At 71.2% G+C, this 19,531-nt stretch carries 21 protein-coding genes; 6 read left to right on the top strand and 15 right to left on the bottom strand.

From position 1 onward, the window contains the following. Positions 1-20: 20 nt before the first annotated feature. From ACWEOE_RS13015 to ACWEOE_RS13005, 3 genes are all read right to left on the bottom strand, one after another. Positions 21-1,025 carry an MmgE/PrpD family protein gene (locus ACWEOE_RS13015; RefSeq protein ID WP_452007769.1) on the bottom strand — a complete coding sequence of 335 codons (1,005 nt, stop codon included), beginning with the start codon at positions 1,023-1,025 and terminating at the stop codon, positions 21-23. Between the two features lie 75 nt (positions 1,026-1,100). After that, positions 1,101-1,997, bottom strand: a complete 897-nt coding sequence (locus tag ACWEOE_RS13010; protein WP_452007767.1) for a LysR family transcriptional regulator — start codon at positions 1,995-1,997, stop codon at positions 1,101-1,103. Positions 1,998-2,063: 66 nt separating this feature from the next. Further along, positions 2,064-2,672 (bottom strand): class I SAM-dependent methyltransferase, encoded by a 609-nt coding sequence (locus ACWEOE_RS13005; protein ID WP_452007765.1) that lies wholly within the window; start codon positions 2,670-2,672, stop codon positions 2,064-2,066. A 117-nt stretch (positions 2,673-2,789) separates the two neighbouring features. On the opposite strand from ACWEOE_RS13005, the gene lepA reads away from it, so the two are divergent. Continuing rightward, positions 2,790-4,640 (top strand): translation elongation factor 4, encoded by a 1,851-nt coding sequence (gene lepA / locus ACWEOE_RS13000; RefSeq protein ID WP_452007763.1) that lies wholly within the window; start codon positions 2,790-2,792, stop codon positions 4,638-4,640. 42 nt (positions 4,641-4,682) lie between these two features. Here the strand turns inward: lepA and ACWEOE_RS12995 are convergent, their stop codons facing one another. After that, positions 4,683-5,129, bottom strand: a complete 447-nt coding sequence (locus ACWEOE_RS12995; RefSeq protein WP_452007761.1) for a pyridoxamine 5'-phosphate oxidase — start codon at positions 5,127-5,129, stop codon at positions 4,683-4,685. A gap of 63 nt (positions 5,130-5,192) precedes the next feature. Here ACWEOE_RS12995 and ACWEOE_RS12990 point away from each other — a divergent pair, with 63 nt between their 5' ends. Together ACWEOE_RS12990 and ACWEOE_RS12985 are read left to right on the top strand one after the other, a co-directional pair. Then, entirely contained in the window at positions 5,193-6,242 is a 1,050-nt protein-coding gene (locus ACWEOE_RS12990) for an NAD(P)H-dependent flavin oxidoreductase (protein WP_452007759.1), read from the top strand. A 109-nt stretch (positions 6,243-6,351) separates the two neighbouring features. Next, positions 6,352-8,046 (top strand): FUSC family protein, encoded by a 1,695-nt coding sequence (locus tag ACWEOE_RS12985; RefSeq protein WP_452007757.1) that lies wholly within the window; start codon positions 6,352-6,354, stop codon positions 8,044-8,046. Positions 8,047-8,058: 12 nt separating this feature from the next. On the opposite strand, the gene ACWEOE_RS12980 is transcribed toward ACWEOE_RS12985, so the two are convergent. The 3 genes from ACWEOE_RS12980 to ACWEOE_RS12970 all read right to left on the bottom strand — a co-directional run bounded on the left by ACWEOE_RS12980 (position 8,059) and on the right by ACWEOE_RS12970 (position 11,780). Continuing rightward, positions 8,059-9,525, bottom strand: a complete 1,467-nt coding sequence (locus ACWEOE_RS12980; RefSeq protein ID WP_452007755.1) for an amino acid permease — start codon at positions 9,523-9,525, stop codon at positions 8,059-8,061. A 108-nt stretch (positions 9,526-9,633) separates the two neighbouring features. Beyond that, on the bottom strand, positions 9,634-10,653 hold the full coding sequence (locus ACWEOE_RS12975; protein ID WP_452007753.1) for an alpha/beta fold hydrolase: 1,020 nt from the start codon (positions 10,651-10,653) through the stop codon (positions 9,634-9,636). A gap of 161 nt (positions 10,654-10,814) precedes the next feature. Then, positions 10,815-11,780, bottom strand: coding sequence for a zinc-binding dehydrogenase (locus ACWEOE_RS12970; protein WP_452007751.1), 966 nt, complete (start codon positions 11,778-11,780; stop codon positions 10,815-10,817). 59 nt (positions 11,781-11,839) lie between these two features. Between ACWEOE_RS12970 and ACWEOE_RS12965 the strand changes: the two genes are divergently transcribed. The 3 genes from ACWEOE_RS12965 to ACWEOE_RS12955 are packed head-to-tail and all read left to right on the top strand — an operon-like array spanning position 11,840 to position 12,872. Beyond that, positions 11,840-12,037: a hypothetical protein gene (locus ACWEOE_RS12965; RefSeq protein ID WP_452007749.1), complete on the top strand. Its 198-nt coding sequence runs from the start codon at positions 11,840-11,842 to the stop codon at positions 12,035-12,037. Between the two features lie 11 nt (positions 12,038-12,048). Then, positions 12,049-12,510 carry a ribonuclease domain-containing protein gene (locus ACWEOE_RS12960; protein WP_452007747.1) on the top strand — a complete coding sequence of 154 codons (462 nt, stop codon included), beginning with the start codon at positions 12,049-12,051 and terminating at the stop codon, positions 12,508-12,510. Continuing rightward, complete coding sequence (locus ACWEOE_RS12955) at positions 12,507-12,872, top strand: barstar family protein (protein ID WP_452007745.1); 366 nt, start codon at positions 12,507-12,509, stop codon at positions 12,870-12,872. The genes ACWEOE_RS12960 and ACWEOE_RS12955 overlap by 4 nt, the downstream gene beginning before the upstream one ends. Before the next feature lie 39 nt (positions 12,873-12,911). Here the strand turns inward: ACWEOE_RS12955 and ACWEOE_RS12950 are convergent, their stop codons facing one another. From ACWEOE_RS12950 to ACWEOE_RS12915, 8 genes are all read right to left on the bottom strand, one after another. Beyond that, on the bottom strand, positions 12,912-13,685 hold the full coding sequence (locus ACWEOE_RS12950; protein ID WP_452007743.1) for an enoyl-CoA hydratase family protein: 774 nt from the start codon (positions 13,683-13,685) through the stop codon (positions 12,912-12,914). A 55-nt stretch (positions 13,686-13,740) separates the two neighbouring features. Further along, positions 13,741-14,469 carry a sirohydrochlorin chelatase gene (locus tag ACWEOE_RS12945; protein WP_452007741.1) on the bottom strand — a complete coding sequence of 243 codons (729 nt, stop codon included), beginning with the start codon at positions 14,467-14,469 and terminating at the stop codon, positions 13,741-13,743. After that, a complete protein-coding gene (locus tag ACWEOE_RS12940) occupies positions 14,466-15,728 on the bottom strand; it encodes a sulfate adenylyltransferase subunit 1 (RefSeq protein ID WP_452007739.1) in 1,263 nt (420 codons plus the stop codon). The genes ACWEOE_RS12945 and ACWEOE_RS12940 overlap by 4 nt, the downstream gene beginning before the upstream one ends. Next, positions 15,728-16,648, bottom strand: coding sequence for a sulfate adenylyltransferase subunit CysD (gene cysD / locus ACWEOE_RS12935; RefSeq protein ID WP_452007737.1), 921 nt, complete (start codon positions 16,646-16,648; stop codon positions 15,728-15,730). Before cysD ends, ACWEOE_RS12940 begins: the two co-directional genes overlap by 1 nt. A 20-nt stretch (positions 16,649-16,668) precedes the next feature. Beyond that, a complete protein-coding gene (locus ACWEOE_RS12930) occupies positions 16,669-17,364 on the bottom strand; it encodes a phosphoadenylyl-sulfate reductase (protein WP_452007736.1) in 696 nt (231 codons plus the stop codon). Beyond that, a complete protein-coding gene (locus ACWEOE_RS12925) occupies positions 17,361-17,516 on the bottom strand; it encodes an Insertion element protein (RefSeq protein WP_452007734.1) in 156 nt (51 codons plus the stop codon). The genes ACWEOE_RS12930 and ACWEOE_RS12925 overlap by 4 nt, the downstream gene beginning before the upstream one ends. Continuing rightward, positions 17,513-19,204, bottom strand: a complete 1,692-nt coding sequence (locus ACWEOE_RS12920) for a nitrite/sulfite reductase (RefSeq protein ID WP_452007732.1) — start codon at positions 19,202-19,204, stop codon at positions 17,513-17,515. The genes ACWEOE_RS12925 and ACWEOE_RS12920 overlap by 4 nt, the downstream gene beginning before the upstream one ends. A gap of 111 nt (positions 19,205-19,315) precedes the next feature. Next, a complete protein-coding gene (locus ACWEOE_RS12915; RefSeq protein ID WP_452008209.1) occupies positions 19,316-19,402 on the bottom strand; it encodes a putative leader peptide in 87 nt (28 codons plus the stop codon). Between the last annotated feature and the right edge of the window lie 129 nt (positions 19,403-19,531).

The raw sequence follows: 19,531 nt of genomic DNA, 5'->3' as shown, positions 1-19,531 counted from the left end.
CCTCTCCTGTCGGTCTTCCGTCACCGCGAAGCCAGCCCCAGCTGGTCCACCAGCTTCTTCAACGACGCCTGCTGCTGAGCCAGGTAGGTCCGGAACTGGTCGGCGTCCATCAGCTCCGGCACCAGGGGATGACAGGTGATCCGCACGGCGGTGATCGCGCCCGGGTCGCCGACGGCCGCCGAAGCGCCGATCGCCGCGTCGATCGCCGGGTGCGCGACGATCCCGCACGGGTACGGCTTGAACGCGTTGTGCTCCAGCTCCCACGTGCCGGACCAGTCGCGCTGCAGCTCGTCGTAGTCGGGCTGGGAAAACACCGGCAGCACGCCACCGGGTCCCAGCGGGTCCTCGGGGGCGGTCAGCCCGGCGGCGGCCAGGCGCGCCGCGAAGACGCCGACGGCGGCGGCCTTGCCCGGGTGCAACGGTTTGGTCATGGAGCCGAACGCCTCACGCTGGCCCAGCGTGCCGGTCGAGGCGATCCCGAGAGCGTGGGCGAGCTGCTCGGAGCCGAGGCCCAGCAGGTGCGCGGCGGCAACGGCCGCGCCGAACACGCCGCACGTGCCGGTGATGTGCCAGCCGTAGTCGTAGTGGCTGGGCGAGATCGCGACGCCGATCCGCAGCTGTGCCTCGCACCCGAGTGCGAACGCCTCGAGCGCGGTCGCGCCGTCGGGCGCCGTTTCGGGCGCCAGTGCCAGCACCGCGGCGAGCACGGCCGCGCCGGGGTGGATCACCGTGGTCAGGTGGGTGTCGTCGAAGTCGTCGAGGTGGGCGGCGGTGCCCACGACGGTCGCGGCCCACTCGGGGTCGAGCAGCTCCGCCCGCCCGGGCACCGGCACGGCCCCGGTGGCGCCGAGCTCGTCCGCCGTGGCGAGCAGAGCCTCGACGGCGGGGGTCCGGGCCGCGCCGATCGCCGTGCCCAGCACGTTGAACATGCTGCGCCGCGCGGCTCGCGACACCGTTTCGGGCAGCGGAGCGTCCGCCGCCTTCCGCACGTTCGCGCAGAAGACTTGCGTTGTTACGAATGGCATGCGGCGAGCATTCCGCGCACCCCGTGGCCGAACAACGCCAAGGACGCGCCCCAATCATTGCGTTTTGAACAATGATCAAACCGTGCTGCCGTGCGCCACCGCGACCTTCGCGAGCGCGCGGACCATGGTCCCGACGGCCGATTTCCGGTGATGGGCAAGGAAAACCGTGCGGTGCCCGCTCCGGTCGTCGATCGGGATCCGCGTCACGCGGGGATGGTGGTGGTCGGCCATCCGGCCCGGCACCACGGACACGCCCAGCCCGGCGCCCACCATCGACTCGACGATGAACGGATCACTGCCCTCGACCGCGATCCGCGGCACGAAGCCGGCGCGGGCGCAGGCGTTGGCCATGTGCGTGCGGCTGCTGGACCCGGCCGCCATCGCGATGAACGGCCGGTTCCGCGCCGTCGTCAGCGCCACCGAGCCGTGTGCCGCGAGCGGGTCGCCGGCCGGCACGGCGAGCAGCAACGGCTCGCTGAACAGCGGCAGCACCACGATGTCGGGATCGGTGGGCGGGGCGGAGCCGAAGATCACGTCGGCGTCGCCGCGCAGCAGGTGGGTCACCACCTCCGTCGCCGACGTCTGGTGGCAACGGAACCGCAGGTCGGGGTGGCGTTCGAGGACCTTCGCCAGCACCGTGGGAACGAAACCGAGGCCCAGGGAGTAGGTGTGCGCGATCCGCAGCACCTGCTGGGGACCGCCGGCTTCTTCGCGCGTCTTCGCGACGATGTCCGAACGGGCCCGCAGCACCGTGCTCGCCTCCTGCGCGAGAACGCGCCCGGCGTGCCTCAGCCGCATCCGCCGCCCGGCCTGCTCCACGAGCGCAACGCCGAGCTTGCGCTCCAGCCCCCGCACGCTGCGTTGCACCGTCGCGGTGTTCAACCCCAGGTCCTCGCCGGCCTGGGCGAAGTGCTCGCGCCGCGCGAAGGCGATGAAAACCTCGAGGTCGTGGAACGAGACGTCGTCGATCACCCTCCCGTTCTACCGGCCCGGCGCCGCTTCGTCGCCGATCGCAGCGAAAGCGGGGGACTCCGGACGCTACGGCTTGCGGGCCCTCAGCTGCGCCGCCAGCGTGGCGAAGCCCGGCGGCTCCCAGGTCCAGGTCTGCAGGTCCGTGAAACCCGCCGCGGTGACTTCGGCCGCGAGGGCGTGGCGGGCGACGGGCAGCCACTTCTCGTGGGCGGACAGCAGGAGCCGGCCCCCGGGGCGCAGCACGCGGAACAGCTCGGTGAAACCGGCCGTGCGGTCGGGCCAGAGCTGGACGTTGTTGACGCTGAGCACGGCGTCCACCGACGCGTCGAGCGACCCCGTGCCCGCCGCCGTGCCACTGCGCAGCTCCACGCGGTCGCCGCAGCGTTCGTGACACAGAGCACGCATCTCGGCGGACGGCTCGACGCCGATGGTCCTGCCCGCGAGGCGGCTCGCCTCGTCGAGGCCGATGCCCGGGCCGGGGCCCACGACCAGCACGGTTTCGTCGGGTTCGAGGCGGGCCAGCGCCACGAGACGACGTTCGGTGGCGGCGTTGGCGCGGGACATCAGCCGGCCGCCGACGCGGCCCAGCAGGCCGCTGGGGTGGCCGAACGCCCGGTCGAGGGCGTTGTCCCAGGCGCTGTCGAACGCGCCCGGCCGACGGTGGGAAGTGCTCATCCTTCGAGGTCACCACGAGCCCGGCGCGCTCGCATCGGGGATGACCCCCAACCGCACCCGGAGGTCCATGGGACGATAGGAAGCGGCCACCCCCGACCTTTCCCGAGGACCACACGAGTGACAGCGCCCAAGACGTTCGCCGACACCACCTTCACGCCGCCGGAACTGATCCGCAACTTCTGCATCATCGCCCACATCGACCACGGCAAGTCGACGCTGGCGGACCGCATGCTGCAGCTCACCGGCGTGGTCGAGGAACGGGCGATGCGCGCGCAGTACCTCGACCGGATGGACATCGAGCGTGAGCGCGGCATCACGATCAAGGCCCAGAACGTGCGCCTGCCCTGGCAGGTCGAGGGCCAGGACCACGTGCTGCACATGATCGACACGCCCGGCCACGTGGACTTCACCTACGAGGTCTCGCGTGCCCTCGAAGCGTGTGAAGGCGCGATCCTGCTGGTCGACGCCGCGCAGGGCATCGAGGCGCAGACGCTGGCGAACCTGTACCTGGCGCTGGAGAACAACCTCCAGATCATCCCGGTGCTCAACAAGATCGACCTGCCCTCGGCCGACCCGGACAAGTACTCGGCCGAGCTCGCGCACATCATCGGCTGCGAGCCCACCGACGTGCTGCGCGTCTCGGCGAAGACGGGCGTGGGCGTCGACGCGCTGCTCGACGAGGTCGTGCGGCAGGTTCCGGCGCCGGTCGGCGACGCGGACGCCCCGGCGCGCGCGATGATCTTCGACTCGGTCTACGACACCTACCGCGGCGTCGTCACCTACATCCGCGTGGTCGACGGCAAGATCATGCCGCGCGAGAAGATCCGCATGATGTCCACCGGCGCGACCCACGAGCTGCTGGAGGTCGGCATCATCTCGCCGGAGCCCAAGCCCAGCAAGGGCCTCGGCGTCGGCGAGGTGGGGTACCTGATCACCGGCGTGAAGGACGTCCGCCAGTCGAAGGTCGGCGACACGGTGACCTCCGAACGGCACGGCGCCACCGAACCGCTCGCCGGCTACCAGGAGCCGAAGCCGATGGTCTACTCGGGCCTGTACCCGGTCGACGGCTCCGACTACCCCGAGCTGCGCGAGGCGCTGGAGAAGCTGCAGCTCAACGACGCGGCGCTGGCGTACGAGCCGGAGACGTCCGTGGCGCTGGGCTTCGGCTTCCGCTGTGGTTTTCTCGGCCTGCTGCACCTGGAGATCACCCGCGACCGGCTCGAGCGCGAGTTCGGCCTCGACCTGATTTCCACGGCGCCCAACGTGGTCTACCGCGTGGTGCTGGAGGACCGCAGCGAGGTCGTGGTCACGAACCCGTCCGACTGGCCGAGCGGGCTCAAGATCTCCGAGGTCCACGAGCCGGTGTCGAAGGTGAGCATCCTCGCGCCGAGCGAGTTCGTCGGCACGATCATGGAGCTGTGCCAGAGCAAGCGCGGTGTGCTGCTCGGCATGGACTACCTGTCCGAGGACCGCGTGGAGCTGCGCTACAACATCCCGCTCGCGGAGATCATCTTCGACTTCTTCGACACGCTGAAGTCGCGCACGCGCGGGTACGCCTCGCTCGACTACGAAGAGGCCGGTGACCAGGTCGCGGAGCTGGTGAAGGTGGACATCCTGCTGCAGGGCGAGACCGTGGACGCGTTCTCGGCGATCGTGCACAAGGACGCGGCCTACGGCTACGGCAACCGCATGGCGACGCGGTTGCGCGAGCTGATCCCGCGCCAGCAGTTCGAGGTGCCGATCCAGGCGGCCATCGGCTCGCGCATCATCGCGCGCGAGACGATCCGCGCGATCCGCAAGGACGTGCTCGCCAAGTGCTACGGCGGTGACATCTCCCGCAAGCGCAAGCTGCTCGAGAAGCAGAAGGAAGGCAAGAAGCGCATGAAGACCGTGGGCCGGGTCGAGGTCCCGCAGGAGGCCTTCGTCGCGGCTCTGTCCACTGAGGACAGCGGCAAGGGCAAGAAGTAACCGGGCCGGGCGAGCCCGGACGTCCGGGCTCGCCCTCGCAGGTCAGCGGTTGCCGATGACGCGGTCGGCCGCGATGAACACCGCGACGCGGCGCTCCTCGGCCATCACGCGGTCGTACTCGGCCCAGTCGTCGTGGGTGCCGGTGGCGGCTTTGAACACGTCACGCAGCAGTGTCGGCAGCCCGGCCGGGTCGAACGCGGTGTCGGGGTCGTCGGGGCCGATGAGGTGGGTCGCGCCGGTCACCGACACCCAGTCCCAGCCGCGGCGGAACACCAGCGTGGCGTGCCCGGAGGCGCGCAGCAGCTTCAGCTTGTGCGCGCGGCCCATCGCCACGAGGGCGACGCCCGGTTTGCCCGTGACGGGGTCGTCGAACACGCCGGCGTTCACGACGGACGAGTGAACCGTTCCGTCGGCGCGGGTGGTCGAGAGGGTCGCGAGGCCGTTTTCCTGCCGGGAGAGGGCGCGGACGTGCTCCAGATCTGCGGTCATGCCCCCAAGCAACGCCGGAAGCCGCGAACGTATTCGCCCTTCACCCGGACTAGGCTCCGGTTCATGTTCGACGAACTCGAGTTCCCCGTGATCGTGGCGCCGATGGCGGGCGGCCCCACCACCCCCCGGCTGGTCGCGGCGGTCACGTCCGCGGGTGGCTTCGGGTTCCTCGCCGCGGGCTACCTCACGGCCGAGGCGCTCGAGGAGAAGATCACCGAAACCGCCGGGCTGACCGGCGGCAGGTTCGGCGTGAACCTCTTCGTGCCCGGCAGCCGCTCCACCGTGGACGTGAGTGCCCACCGCGAGCGCATGCTCACCGAGGCCCTGCGCTACGGCGTCGAGCCTGGCGAACCGCTCTGGGACGACGACGAGTACCCCGCCAAGCTCGACGTGGTGGTGCGCCACCGCGTGCCCGTGGTGTCCTTCACGTTCGGCACCCCCACCTCGGCCGAGGTCCACCGCATCCAGGACGCCGGCGGCAAGGTCGCCGTCACCGTCACCAGCCCCGACGAAGCCGACCTCGCCGCCGCCCGCGGCTCCGACGCGCTCGTCGTCCAGGGCTTCGAAGCGGGCGGCCACCGCGGCCTCTTCACCGACGACACCACCAACCCGGCCGGCGGCGAACAGTACGGCCTGCTCGCCCTCCTCCGGCTGATCTCGGCGCGCACCACCCTGCCCCTGGTCGCCAGCGGCGGCTTGGTCCACGGGGCCGACGTCGCCGCCGTCCTCGCCGCCGGCGCCTCCGCCGCCCAACTCGGCACCGCGTTCCTCCAGACCGCCGAAGCCGGCACCCCCTCGGCCCAACGCCGCGCCCTCGCCGAGGCCGGCCGCCTCACCGCCTTCACGCGCGCCTTCAGCGGCCGCCCCGCCCGCGGTTTGGTGAACCGAGTCCTCAGCGACCTTTCCGCCCACGCCCCGGCCGCCTACCCGCAGCTGCACCACATCAGCAAGCCCGTCCGCGCCGCCGCCGCCCGCGCGGACGACCCCGAAGCCATGTCGCTCTGGGCCGGCCAGACCTACCCGCTCGCCGACGACGGCTCCGCGGCCTCGGTGATGGACCGCCTCCGCACCGAGGCCCGGACGGCGGCCGACCGCTTGGACCGCCTTCGCTGACGGACGTGGGCCTCGCCGGGTGATGGCGGCGGAGCTTCCCGGGCCGGAGCATTTTCGGTCCGCGTTCGCGTAGCGTGTTCACACCTTCGGTCCGGGGGAGGTGCGGCACGTGGCGGGTGCGCAGGAGTGGGCGGCCGTGCGCCGGGCGCTGCGCCCCGCCGATCGAGGCTGGGCGATCCTCCCGGCGGTGCGCACGGTGGCGGCCGTCGGTGTGTGCACGGCGATCGGGGCCGCGACGGGAGACCTCGCGGCGCTCGGGTTGATGTATTTCGGCGCGGCGTGCGCGGCGGTGTTCGTGACCGCGGACGAGTACCGCACGCGCGCGATGGCGTTGGCCGGGCAGGGGATCGGCGCCGTGCTCGGACTGGGGCTGGGCGCGGTGGGCACCACGATCGCCGCACAGGTCGGGGTGGCGGCCGCCGTGGCGCTGGTGTGCGGGGTCCTCGGCGCGATCGGACCGGTGTTCACGGCCGGGGCGGTGATGACCGTGATCGGGGTGGCGTACGGGCAGTTCGGCGGGCTCGCGCTGCCGTGGTGGCAGCAGACGGGGTGGTACGCGCTGGGCACGGTGATCGTCGCGGTGCCGGCGTTGACGCCCTGGCTCTTCGCCTCTCGCCGGTACGAGCGGCGCGCCATCGCCGACGTGGTCCGCGCGTCGGCGGACCTGCTGGCCGTCGTCGGTACCGAGCAGGCGCACCGGCGGCGGGTGGAGCTGGCGGCGTGCAGTGCCAGAGCGCACGCGGCCGTGCTCGGGCACCGGTTGAAGGTGCCGGGGCGGCGTCGCGACCTGCTGGTCGACCTGGCCGCCGCGCAGGAGGCCGCGGTGCACGCCACGGCGTGCTACCACGAGGGCCGGATCGTCCCGGCTGACGCCGGCCGCGCCGCACACCACGGCCACGACGTGGTGGTCGTCGTTCCGTGGCGCCGGCGGGCGGCGATCGCGGTGCGTGGACTCGCCCGGCTCCGGGTGCTGCTCGCGGGGGTGCGGCTGGCCTGGTGCGTGGGCATCGCGACCGTGCTGGCCGAGGTGGTGCATCCCGAAGGCCACGCCTACTGGCTGCCGCTCACGGTGGCCGTCGTCGTCCGGACCGAGTACGGCACGGTGTTCGTGCGTACGGTCAACCGGGTCGCCGGAACGATGGCCGGCGCACTGGTCGCGGTGCCGGCGCTGGCGGCGTTCGGGTCCGGTTGGCCCATCGCGCTCGTCGCCGCGTTGTCCATCGGTTTCGCGGTGCTCGCCGCTCCGAAGCTGTACGCGCTGAGTGTCGTCGGCGTGACCGCCTCGGCCCTGCTCAGCGCGTGCATCGCGGTGCCGGACACGGAGTTCCCGCTCGTGCGCGTCACGGACACGCTGCTGGGCTGCGTCGTCGCGCTCGTCTTCGGCTACCTGCTGTGGCCCGGTCGCCACGCCCTGCCCGCGAAGGCTGACCTCGCGGCCACAGCGCGGCAGGTCGTCGAGTACCTCCGGGCGACAGTGGCGCCCGGAGGCACTCGACTCGGCTACCAGGCCGTGCGCGACGAGACCTATCGCGTGGTGCACGAGACGCGCACGGTGCTCGCCGCGGCGCTGGCCGATCCGCCGCCGCTGGGCGCGCTCGCGGCCGCCGCGCTGCCGTCGGCTGTCGCCCTGGAGGACGCGGCCGACGGCATCACCGCGGTGCGGGAACGGCTCGTGGCGGGCAGGCGGCCATGCGGCGACGACCAGGTCCGGGCCGTCGCCCGGTCGATCATCGAGTGGGGCGGCCACCCGACGGCGCCGCCGCCCGCCACGCTCATCCGGCGCACCCTCGTCGAACGGCCGTGACCGACCCCGGCCTCAGTCCGAAGTGGACCCCTGGCTCGGCTCGGCGTCGCCCCGAGCCAGCACCGAATGCCGCCTGCTGTACCCGAAGTAGACCGCCATCCCGATCACGAACCAGATCGCGAACCGCAACCAGGTCTCGGGCTTCAAGAACGTGATCAACCAGATCGAGAACACCACGCCGATGATCGGCACCACCGGCATGCCCGGCGTCCGGAACGTCCGCGGCAGGTCCGGCCGCTTGTACCGCAGCACGATCACCGCGATGCAGACCACCACGAACGCCAGCAGGATCCCGATGTTGGTCAGCTCCGCCGCCTCACCGATCGGCAGGAACCCCGCGATCACCGCCGACGCCACGCCGAGGATCCACGTGGTCCGCGAAGGCACCTTCTTCACCGGATGCGTCTTCCCGAACCACTTCGGCAGCAACCCATCCCGGCTCATCGAATACCCGACCCGAGTCGCCCCCAGCAAGAACGTGAACAACACCGTCAAGATCCCGATGATCGCTCCGACCGCGATCACCGCGCCCAGCCACCCCAGGCCGACCTTCGCGAACGCACTCGAGAACGCCGCCTCAGGATCGATGTCCGTGTACTTCACCATCCCGGTGAGCACCAAGCACGCCAACACGTACAACACCATCGAAATCGCCAAAGAATAAAGAATCGCCTTCGGCATGTGCTTCTGCGAGTCCTTCGACTCCTCCGCCGCGGTCGACATGGCGTCATAACCGAACACGGCGAAAAACACCGTCGCCGCCCCCGTGAACGCGCCACTCACACCGAACGGGAAGAAGTTGCTGTAGTTCCCCGTCTTGATGTGGAACGCCCCGACCACGATCACCAACACCACCAGCCCGACCTTGAGGTAAACCAGCAAGGTCTCGAACCGGGCAGCGTTCTTCATCCCCTGGTTGAGAATGAACGCGATCAGCAAGCACAGCACCACCGCGAACAGGTTCACCACGTACGACCCGGGAGCCACCCCTTCGGACTCGGTCCCCGGCGCCCCCGACATCCAAGCCGGCAGCGACACGTGCATGAACCCCAGCAAGTCGTTGAAGTACCCGGAAATCCCGATCGCCACCACCGCGACGATCGCCGTGTACTCCAGCAGCAGGTCCCACCCGATGAACCACCCGACGATCTCCCCGAGCACCGCGTACCCATACGTGTAAGCAGACCCGGCACGCGGGATCAACCCGGCGAACTCCGCGTAGGAAAACGCCGCCGCCGCACTCGCGATGCCCGCGATCAAGAACGAGATCAGCACCGCCGGCCCGGCCGTCTGGTTCGCCACGGCGCCCGCGAGCGAGAAGATCCCCGCACCGATGATGCCGCCGACGCCGATCGCCGTCAGCTGGCGCAGCCCGAGAGTGCGTTGCAGGCCATCGCCTCCACCGCCGCTCTCGATCGTCTCGATCGGTTTGCGCCGGAAGATGCCGGAGCCTGATCCCAGGCTTCGCGGAGCGGACATCGCTGTCTCCTCATACGTCGTGAACCGGGCCCGGGTCACGGGCTCTGGCAGCGCACCGTACTAGGCCGTGTCCACTGTGTCACCGATGTCGTCTCCGCCGGCGGGAGCTCAGCCCGCAGCGGTGTCCTCGGCCGCCGCGGGAGGAACAACCGGCCGCTTGTCGTCACCGCTGCGCACCGCGCCCGCGGCGAAGAACGTGAGCAGCTCGGCGATCTCCGGCGGGTTGTCCAGCTGCGGGCAGTGCCCCCAGTCCTCGCGCACCAGCAGCCGGCTGTGGGGCACGAGCGTGTGCAGCCGACGTCCGGCGGCCGCGGACACGAGCTTGTCCTTACCGCAGGCCACGACCAGCAGCGGCACGTGCACGCGGTCGAGCTGGTAGGCGTCGGCCAGCTCGGTGACGAGCTGGCGCGCTTGTTCGAGCCGCGACGTGGTGGCGCGGTAGTCGGGGAAGAGCGTGGTGAAGCGGCGGACCTGACCGGCGTCGGCGGTGCCCGCGTCGGCGTACAGCAGCCGCGGGACGACCTGCTCGGCGACGGCGCGGACCAGGAACCCCGGCACGGGCAGGGGGAGCGCCGAGTACAGCCGCAGGGGCAGCGGGTTGCGCGCGACCGCGCGGACGAGCCACGAGTCGACGAACCCGGGCGCGGCGATGGACACGACGCCGACGAGCGGCAGTCGCGGGTTCTGGGCTGCCCGCAGGCCGAGAGTGCCGCCGAGCGAGTTGCCGGCCAGCACCACGGGCCCGAGCACGGCCTGCTCGCGCACCACGGCGCCGGCGAACGCGTCGAGCTGGGGCAGCATCGGGCCGGGTCGCAGGGGCTGGGCGTCGCCGAACCCGGGCAGGTCCACGGCGACGGCCGCGATGCCCGCGGCGGCGAGCTCGGTGAGCACGGGGCGCCAGGTGTCGGCGCTGTCGCAGTAGCCGTGCAGGAGTACGAGACGCGGTGCGCGGGGCTTCTCGACGGAGTGTTTGCGAGACCGCTTCGGTGCCTCGGCCACGGGTGGACCGACTTCGAGCACCCGCGTCCGCACCCCGGCGAAGCGCCGGAAGGAGACCCGGACGGGATCCGGTTCGCTGCTGGGCCGGCCGCCCCGGACAGCGGGTGCGGGCCGCTTCGATGCGGTCATGTCTACAGGTTAACCGTTCAAGGTCGAGTTCTGGTCGAACTTCGGCGGTAACAAGCCGATTGCGAACTCGGGGTGTTGACGGTTGACGAAATGTGGCGTACAAGCCCCGGCCCGGGCTGATCCGTGACGGAAAAGCCCAGGCCGGAGGCGTTCTGTCGACTTCAGCGGGTGAACACGATCTTGCCCGCGGTGTCGCCGTCGAGTATCGCCTTGAACCCTTCGGCGGCTTCGGTGAGCGGCAGTTCGGTGCCGATCCGGGGCTTGATCCCCTTGAGGTCGAGGTAGCTCAGCATGTCGGCCAGCTCGTCGCGGGTACCCATGGTCGAACCGGCGACACGCAGCTGCAGGAAGAACACGCGCTGCAGGTCGGCAGACGGGTCCGGGCCGCTCGTGGCCCCCGACACCACCACGATGCCGCCCGGCTTGAGCGACTTGAGGCTGTGCGCCCAGGTGGCCTTGCCCACCGTCTCGAACACGGCGTCGACGCGCTCGGGCAGCCGTGCGCCGGACTCGAACGTCTGGTGCGCGCCGACGCTTTCGGCCACCGCGCGCTTCTCCTCGCTGCGCCCGGTCACCCACACCCGGTAGCCCGCCGCGCGCCCGAGCGCGATCAGCGCCGTGGACACGCCGCCGGAAGCTCCCTGCACCAGCATCGTCTGGCCGGGGCGCAGCCCGGACTTCACGAACAGCATCCGGTACGCGGTGAGCCACGCGGTGCCCATCGTCGCGGCCTCGGAGAAGGTGAGCCCCGCAGGCTTGGGCACCACGTTGCGCGCGGGCACCACGACCTGCTCGGCCATCGTGCCCTGGTGCTTCTCGGTGAGCAGGGTGCGTTTCGGGTCGAGCGTGTCATCGCCCTGCCAGCCCGGGGCGTTGACCACGGAGTGGATCACGACCTCGGTGCCGTCGTCGAGCATGCCGGCGCCGTCGCAGCCCAGGATCATCGGGAACTGCTCGGGTTTGATGCCGACGCCGCGCAGCGTCCACAGGTCGTGCATGTTGAGGCTGGCGGCCTTGACGTGCACCCGCACCCAGCCCTCGGGCACCTCGGGCTCGGGTCGCTCGCCGGCGACCAGGGAGTCGAGCGGGGAATCGGCGTTGGGTTCCTTCGCGTATACGGCGAACATGGCAGCAACCTACCGCCCCTGGGCGCGCCGACGCAGCCTGGCGAGCGTAGGCTCACAGGGTGTTCAACGGGCTGGCCGACTGGTGGGACGGGGTCGAGCTGTGGCTCGCCCAGGCTTGGTTCCCCGTCCAGTTCGTGCTGGTCATGGTCGTCCTCGTGCCGCTGTGCCTGCTCGTCGCGTGGCTGATCGACAAGCTCGTGGGCCGCTTCGCGCGCTGGTTCGGCCCGGCCCGCGACGACGACAAGCCACCCTCATAGGCTCACTCACCATGGTCAACCGTAGGCGGATCACCGCCGCACTCGTCGGTCTCCTCGTGCTCGTGCTCGGCGGCTGGCTGGTGAAGGAGAACATCGGGGACTCGTCCTCGTCGGCTCCGGCTCCCGGCACGTCCGCTCCGGCCGGTGTTTCCGGCGTCGCCGCCAAGCTGCCCGGCAGTGACTCGGGGTTGCCGGTGAAACCGTTGTCCGGCTTGCCCTCCCAGGCGCGCGACACGTGGAAGCTGATCCAGGCGGGCGGCCCGTACCCCTATCCGCGCAACGACGACGTCGTGTTCGAGAATCGCGAGAAAGTGCTGCCGCGGAAGCAATCGGGCTACTACCACGAGTACACCGTGAAGACGCCGAAGAGCCCCGACCGCGGCCCGCGCCGCCTGGTCACCGGGCAGGCGAAGGAACTGTTCTACACCGACGACCACTACGCGTCGTTCGTCGTCGTGGACCCGAACCGGTGACGGCGGCGGGCGAGGCGCGGGCCGCCGCAGACGCGGCCTACGCGCGGGGCGCGTTCCCCCACCTGGTCGACGGCCGCACGGCCGACAAGGCCTCGACGCTCGACGCGATCGCGAAGGCGATGTCCTTTCCGGACTACTTCGGCCGCAACCTCGACGCGTTGTACGACATGCTCACCGACCTGTCGTGGCTGCCCGCGGGCGAGCACGTGCTGATCTGGCGCGGTTCGGAAGCCTTGCGCCAGGCCGAGCCGAAGACCTACCTCGCGATCCGCAGCGTGCTCTCCGACGCCCAGCGGGCGCTGGGCCCGTCCGAGGGCACCGCGGACTCGTGGCGCCTCACGGTCGTGCTCGCCGACTCGTGACGTCTCGGTCCCCGTCACCACGGGGACCGAGAAACCGAGTCAGTCCTCGGGGACCCAGTTGGGCTTGCGCTTCTGGGCGAACGCGAGGATGCCTTCCTGGCCTTCGTCGGAGGCGAAGAACCCGGCCGACAGCTCGTTCATCGCCGCGAAGCCTTCCGACGGAGTGGCCGGGCGGGGCTTGCTCAGCAGCGTTTTGGTGGCGGCCAGGGCCTTCGGCCCGCCCAGCGTCAGCGACTTGAGGTAGCGGGCCACCGTCTCGTCGAGCTCCGCGGCGGGCACCGCGGCGTTGAGCAGGCCGATCTCCACGGCGCGCCGGGCGTCGAACACGTCGCCGGTGAGGAAGAGCTCGTGCGCGGCACGGGGGTTGAGCCGCGGCAGCACGGTCAGCGAGATCACCGCCGGGATCACGCCGATGCGGACTTCGGAGAACGCGAAGGTCGCCTCGGGCACCGCCACGGCGATGTCGCACGCGGCGACCATGCCGATGCCGCCGGCGCGCGCGGGCCCGGCCAGCCGCGCGACCACCGGCTTCGGGCTCGTCCACAGCTGGTCGAGGATCTTCGGGAACTCGTTCACGCCCTGGTCGCCCGCCCCGGCGCCGCGGGCCTCCTTGAGGTCCATCCCGGCGCAGAAGACCGGGCCGGTGTGGGTCAGCAGCACCACGCGCACGGCGTCGTCCTCGCGCGCCTTGTCGAGCGAAGCGGACAGCTCGCGGCGCAGCTGCGCGGAGAGCGCGTTGCGGTTGTGCGGGGAGTCGAGGGTGATCGTGGCGGTGCCGCCCACCACGTCGTAGTGCACCAGTTCGTCAACCATGGCACCACCCTCGCACACGGGCCCGCGAAGGAGCTTGTGACGTGCGCCGGACTCGCTACAGCGGGATCCGCGTCACGACCTCGGCGTAGCGGTTCAGCACGGCGGCGGCCACGCGCGGGTCGGTGCCCAGGGGTTCGGCGAGGAACACGGCCCGGTCCTCCTCCCGCGCGAGCTCCGCGATCCGGTCGGGCAGCAGCCCGGGCGCGAGGAACCACGAGGCCACGGCGATCCGCCGCGCGCCGCGCGCCCGCAACCGCGCCACGGCGGCGGGCACATCGGGCACCGCGGCACTCGCGAACGCCTCGGTGACCGGCAACCCCAGCTCGCCTTCCCACCTCGCGGCCAGGTCGGCCACAGCGGCGTTGGCCCCGGCGTTCGACGAACCGACCGCGCTCACCACAACCCCGTCACCAGAGCCCAGGCCGGCGCCGGAGAGCCGGTCGAGCGCCACGCGTTCCAGCACCGGGTCGACGCCGAGCACGTCGGACACCCGCACGTCGAAATTCGGGCAGCCGGCTTGGACCTCGGCGACGAGCGCGGGCAGGTCCACCCGCGCGTGGAACGCGCTGCCGAGCAGCAGCGGCACCACGACGGCCGAGCGGTGCCCCTGCGCGTGGAGCCGCCGCAGCACGTCGGTCACGCGCGGTTCGGAGAGGTCGAGGAACGACTCGCAGGCCTCGATGTGCGGCGCCAGCTCGCGCACGCGCTCCACGAGCCCCCGCACGGTCGCGGCCGAGCGGGGGTCGCGGCTGCCGTGCGCGACGGGGACGAGGGGGACGGTCACGAGAACCGTTCGCCGACCAGCCCGGCGGCGAGCGTGTCGCCGTCCTTCGGGTCGATCACGAGGAACGCGCCCGTGCGCGGGCTCTCGGTGTAGTCGTCCACACTCAGCGGCTCGGCCAAGCGCAGCTCGACGCGGCCGATGTCGTTGAGGTCCAACGACTCCGGAGAGTCCACACTGGACAGCGTCTGCTCGTCGAAGCGTGCGGTGAGCTCGGTGGCGATGGCCTGCACGGTGCGGGTCCCGTGCTTGACCAGCACCCGCGCGCCCGGCTTGAGCTGCTTCGACGACAGCCAGCACAGCGTCGCGGTGAGCTCGTCGGTCACCCGGGGCTGACGATCGGCCACGGCGATCAGGTCGCCGCGTGAGATGTCGAGGTCGTCGGCGAGCAGCAGCGTCACCGACGTGCCGGCTCCGGCCTCATCGAGGGGGCCGTCGGCGGTGTCGATGCGCTCGACCGTGCTGCGCAATCCCGCGGGCAGCACCACGATCTCGTCGCCCGGGCGGATGGTGCCGGCGGCGATCTGGCCGGCGTAACCGCGGTAGTCGAGGTGCTCGGGCGTGCGCGGCCGGATCACGTACTGCACGGGGAAGCGGAACGCCGCCTCGTGCGGGTCGGGTGCGACCGGCACCGTCTCCAGGTGCTCCAGCAGCGTCGGGCCGTCGTACCAGGGGGTGCGCTCGGAGTGGGTGGCGACGTTGTCGCCCTCCAGCGCGGACACCGGGATGGTGACGACGGAGCCGCGGTCGTAGCCCAGCGACTCGGCGTGAGCGGTGAACTCCTTGGCGATGACGGAGAACGTCTCCTCGTCGTGGTCCACGAGGTCGATCTTGTTCACCGCAAGCACCAGCCGCGGCACGCCCAGCAGCGCCAGCACCGCGGCGTGGCGCCGAGTCTGCTCCACCACGCCCTTGCGCGCGTCGACCAGCAGCACGGCCAGCTGCGCGGTCGACGCGCCGGTGACGGTGTTGCGGGTGTACTGCACGTGTCCCGGGGTGTCGGCGAGCACGAAGGAGCGCCGCGGGGTGGCGAAGTAGCGGTAGGCCACGTCGATGGTGATGCCCTGCTCGCGCTCGGAGCGCAGCCCGTCGACGAGCAGTGACAGGTCCGGCGTGGACAGTCCCTTGTCGACGGACGCGCGCGTGACGGCGTCGAGCTGGTCGGCCAGCACCGATTTCGTGTCGTAGAGCAGGCGTCCGACGAGCGTGGACTTGCCGTCGTCGACGCTGCCCGCCGTGGCGAGCCTCAGCAGCGAACTCATCAGAAGTAGCCCTCCCGCTTGCGGTCTTCCATCGCCGCCTCCGACATCCGGTCGTCCGCCCGCGTCGCGCCGCGCTCGGTCAGCCGCGACGCCGACACCTCCGCGATCACGTCGGCCACGCTCACCGCGGTGGACTCGATCGCGCCGGTGCACGAGCCGTCGCCGACGGTCCGGTAGCGCACACTCAGCTCACGCACGTCCTCACCGGCCCGCGGGCCGCCCCACGGGCCTTCGGTGAGCCACATGCCGTCGCGCTGGTAGACCGCGCGCCGGTGGGCGTAGTAGATCGAGGGCAGCTCGACCTTCTCGCGGGCGATGTAGTTCCACACGTCCGCCTCGGTCCAGTTCGACAGCGGGAACACCCGCACCTGCTCGCCCTGGCGGTGGCGGCCGTTGTAGAGGTTCCACAGCTCCGGGCGCTGCCGGCGCGGGTCCCACTGGCCGAACGCGTTGCGCAGGCTGAAGATCCGCTCCTTGGCCCGCGCGCGTTCCTCGTCGCGGCGGCCGCCGCCGAACACCGCGTCGAACTTGTTCTCCGAGATCGTGTCGAGCAGCGGGGTGGTCTGCAGCGGGTTGCGCAGGCCGTCGGCGCGCTCTTCGAGGCGGCCGTCGTCGATCCAGTCCTGCACCTTCGCCACGACCAGCCGCAGGCCGTGCTTCCGCACGACGTGGTCGCGGAAGGCGAGCACTTCGTCGAAATTGTGCCCGGTGTCCACGTGCAGCAGCGGGAACGGCACCGGCGCCGGCCAGAAGGCCTTGATCGCCAGGTGCAGCAGGAGCGTGGAGTCCTTGCCGCCGGAGAAGAGGATCACCGGCCGGTCGAACTCGCCGGCGACCTCGCGGAAGATGTGGATGGCCTCGGATTCGAGTGCGGCGAGATTGTCCACGGCGGCATCGGCCGCGGGTTCGAGTGTGGTCATCGGTCCTTCTGTGGTCGCCATCAGCCGTGCAGTCCGCACTCGGTTTTCGCCTGGCCGGCCCAGCGGCCGCTGCGCGGGTCCTGCCCCGGCTCGACCTTCGCCGTGCACGGCGCGCAGCCGATCGACAGGTAGCCCACGGGCACGAGCGGGTTCTCCAGCACGCCGTGGTCGCGGATGTAGCCGTTGAACTCGGCGTCGCTCCACGCGGCGAGCGGGTTGATCTTCACCAGGCCGTTGCGCTCGTCCCAGGTGACGATCGGGGTGTTCGCGCGCGTCGGCGCGTCCACCCGGCGCACGCCGGTGACCCACGCCGAGTACTTCGACAGCGTGTCGCGCAGGGGCACGACCTTGCGCAGGAAACAGCACTGCGTGGCGTCGCGCTCGAAGAGGTTCTTGCCGTACTCGGCGTCCTGCTCGGCCACGCTCTGCGCAGCCTGGGCGTTGACGATCTTCACGTCGGGGTACACCGTCTGCACGGCGTCGCGCGTGCCGATCGTCTCCGGGAAGTGGTAGCCGGTCTCGAGGAAGAGTACGTCCACATCGGACTTGACCTGGGTGGCGAGGTCGATGAGCACGGCGTCCTGCATGTTCGACGCGACGATGAAGTCGTCGCCGAAGTGCTCGACCGTCCAGCGCAGGGCTTCATCCGCCGTGGCCTGCGCCAGCTCCTTCTCCGCGTGCTCGGCCAGGGTCCGGTGGTCAGCTGTGGCCGTCATCCGAGTGACTCCTCCGGTAGGGACAATCCGTGGAACTGCACCGAGAACCCGCGCCGGCAGGCGCTGCAGAGCCAGCCGTCCTCGGCCGGACGCAGGTCCTCGTCGCCGCAGAACGGGCAGTAGTAGGGCACCGCGCGCTCGGTCGAGGTCACTGCAACCGGCTTTCGTCGGCCCGCCCGGCCCACTGCGCGAAGCGCTCGCCGGGCTCGCGGCCGGCGAGGTAGGCGCGGACCACGCGCTCGACGTAGTCCACCAGCTCGTCGGCGACGACCTTGTGGCCACGCAGCTTGCGGCCGAACCCGGCGTCGAGACCGAGCCCGCCGCCCAGGTGCACCTGAAAGCCCTCGACCTGGCGGCCGTCGGCGTCGGTGACGATCTGGCCCTTGAGCCCGATGTCGGCGGTCTGGATGCGGGCGCACGAGTTGGGGCAGCCGTTGAGGTGCACGCTCACCGGGTTGTCGAGGCCGTCCTGAACGTCGGCCAGGCGCTTCTCCAGGTCGGTGACCAGGGCCTGGGCGCGGGCCTTCGTCTCGACGATCGCGAGCTTGCAGAACTCCAGCCCGGTGCACGCCATCACGTTGCGCCGCCACGGCGAGGGCTTGGTGGGCAGGCCCAGCTCCGTCAGCTCGGTCTCCAGCCCCGGCACCTCGGCTTCGGGCACGTCGAGGACCACGAGCTTCTGCTGCGGCGTGAGGCGCACGCGCTCGGACCCGGCGCGTTCGGCCGCCTTGGCCACGGCCAGCAGCGTCTCGCCGTTCACGCGGCCCGCGACGGGAGCGGCACCGACGTAGAACTTGCCGTCGACCTGCTTGTGCACGCCGACGTGGTCGATCGGTGCGGGCGGCACGTCGGGCGCGGGGCCGTCGAGCAGCGGCCGCTTGAGGTACTTCTCCTCCAACACCTCGCGGAACTTCGCGGCGCCCCAGTCCTTCACCAGGAACTTGATCCTGGCGCGCGAACGCAGGCGGCGGTAGCCGTAGTCGCGGAAGACGCTGATCACGCCTTCCCACACGTCCGGCACCTCGTCGCGCGGCACCCAGGCGCCGAGGCGCTGGCCGATCATCGGGTTGGTCGACAGGCCGCCGCCGACCCAGACGTCGAAGCCGGGGCCGTGCTCGGGGTGGTTGACGCCGACGAACGCGACGTCGTGGATCTCGTGCGCCACGTCGGCCTGGCCCGACACGGCGGTCTTGAACTTGCGCGGCAGGTTCGCGTACTGCGGGTCGCCGATGAAGCGGCGCTTGATCTCCTCGATGGCGGGCGTGCCGTCGATGATCTCGTCGGCCGCGATGCCCGCCACGGGCGAGCCCAGGATCACGCGGGGGCTGTCGCCGCACGCCTCCATGGTGGTCATGCCGGCGTTCTCGAGCTTCTGCCAGATCGTGGGGACGTCCTCGATCCGGATCCAGTGGTACTGGATGTTCTGCCGGTCGGTGATGTCGGCGGTGCCGCGCGCGTGCGTCTGCGAGATCTCGGCCAGCACGGCGAGCTGGTGCGTGGTGAGCAGGCCGCCGTCGAGGCGCACGCGCATCATGAAGTAGCGCGCGTCCAGCTCCTCGGGCTCGAGCGTGGCGGTGCGGCCGCCGTCGATGCCTTCCTGGCGCTGCGTGTACAGGCCGAACCAGCGGAACCGGCCGCGCAGGTCACCCGGGTCGATCGAGTCGAAGCCGCCGCGGGCGTAGATGTTCTCGATGCGCGCGCGGGCGTTGAGCGGGTTGTCGTCCTTCTTCGACCGCTCGTTGGGGTTCAGCGGCTCTCGGTAGCCGAGCGCCCACTGTCCCTCGCCGCGCTTCTGCCGCGGGCGGCTCTTCGCGGGGGTTTCACGCGTGGGTGAGGCCATGAGAAGTCCTCCGGTTCGTGGCTCCGGACGCCGCGGTGCTCCTGGCAGGCTTCAGCGGCGGGTCCGGCGCCGGCAATCCAGGCTTGTGGTGGGCTGGTCGGGCGTCGGGAGTCAGCGGACAGGCCGGCAGAGCGCGCTCGCGACCCGCAGAAGGTCGACGTGGCGGCGCGCCACGAGAGGGACACCGGCAGGACTCACCGGGCCAGATAACCACGCGTCCAGAAGGTGGTCCAAGCGTGTCCGGATCGTGGGAGAGCCGGCTGCCGGGGCTTGCGTGCGGGGCGCCGGTGTGGGTGGAGGGTGGCCGCGGCCTGCTGGTTTGGTGTC

The organism is Amycolatopsis sp. NPDC004368 (assembly GCF_053602515.1).
This window is presented reverse-complemented; position numbering and strand designations above follow the sequence as displayed.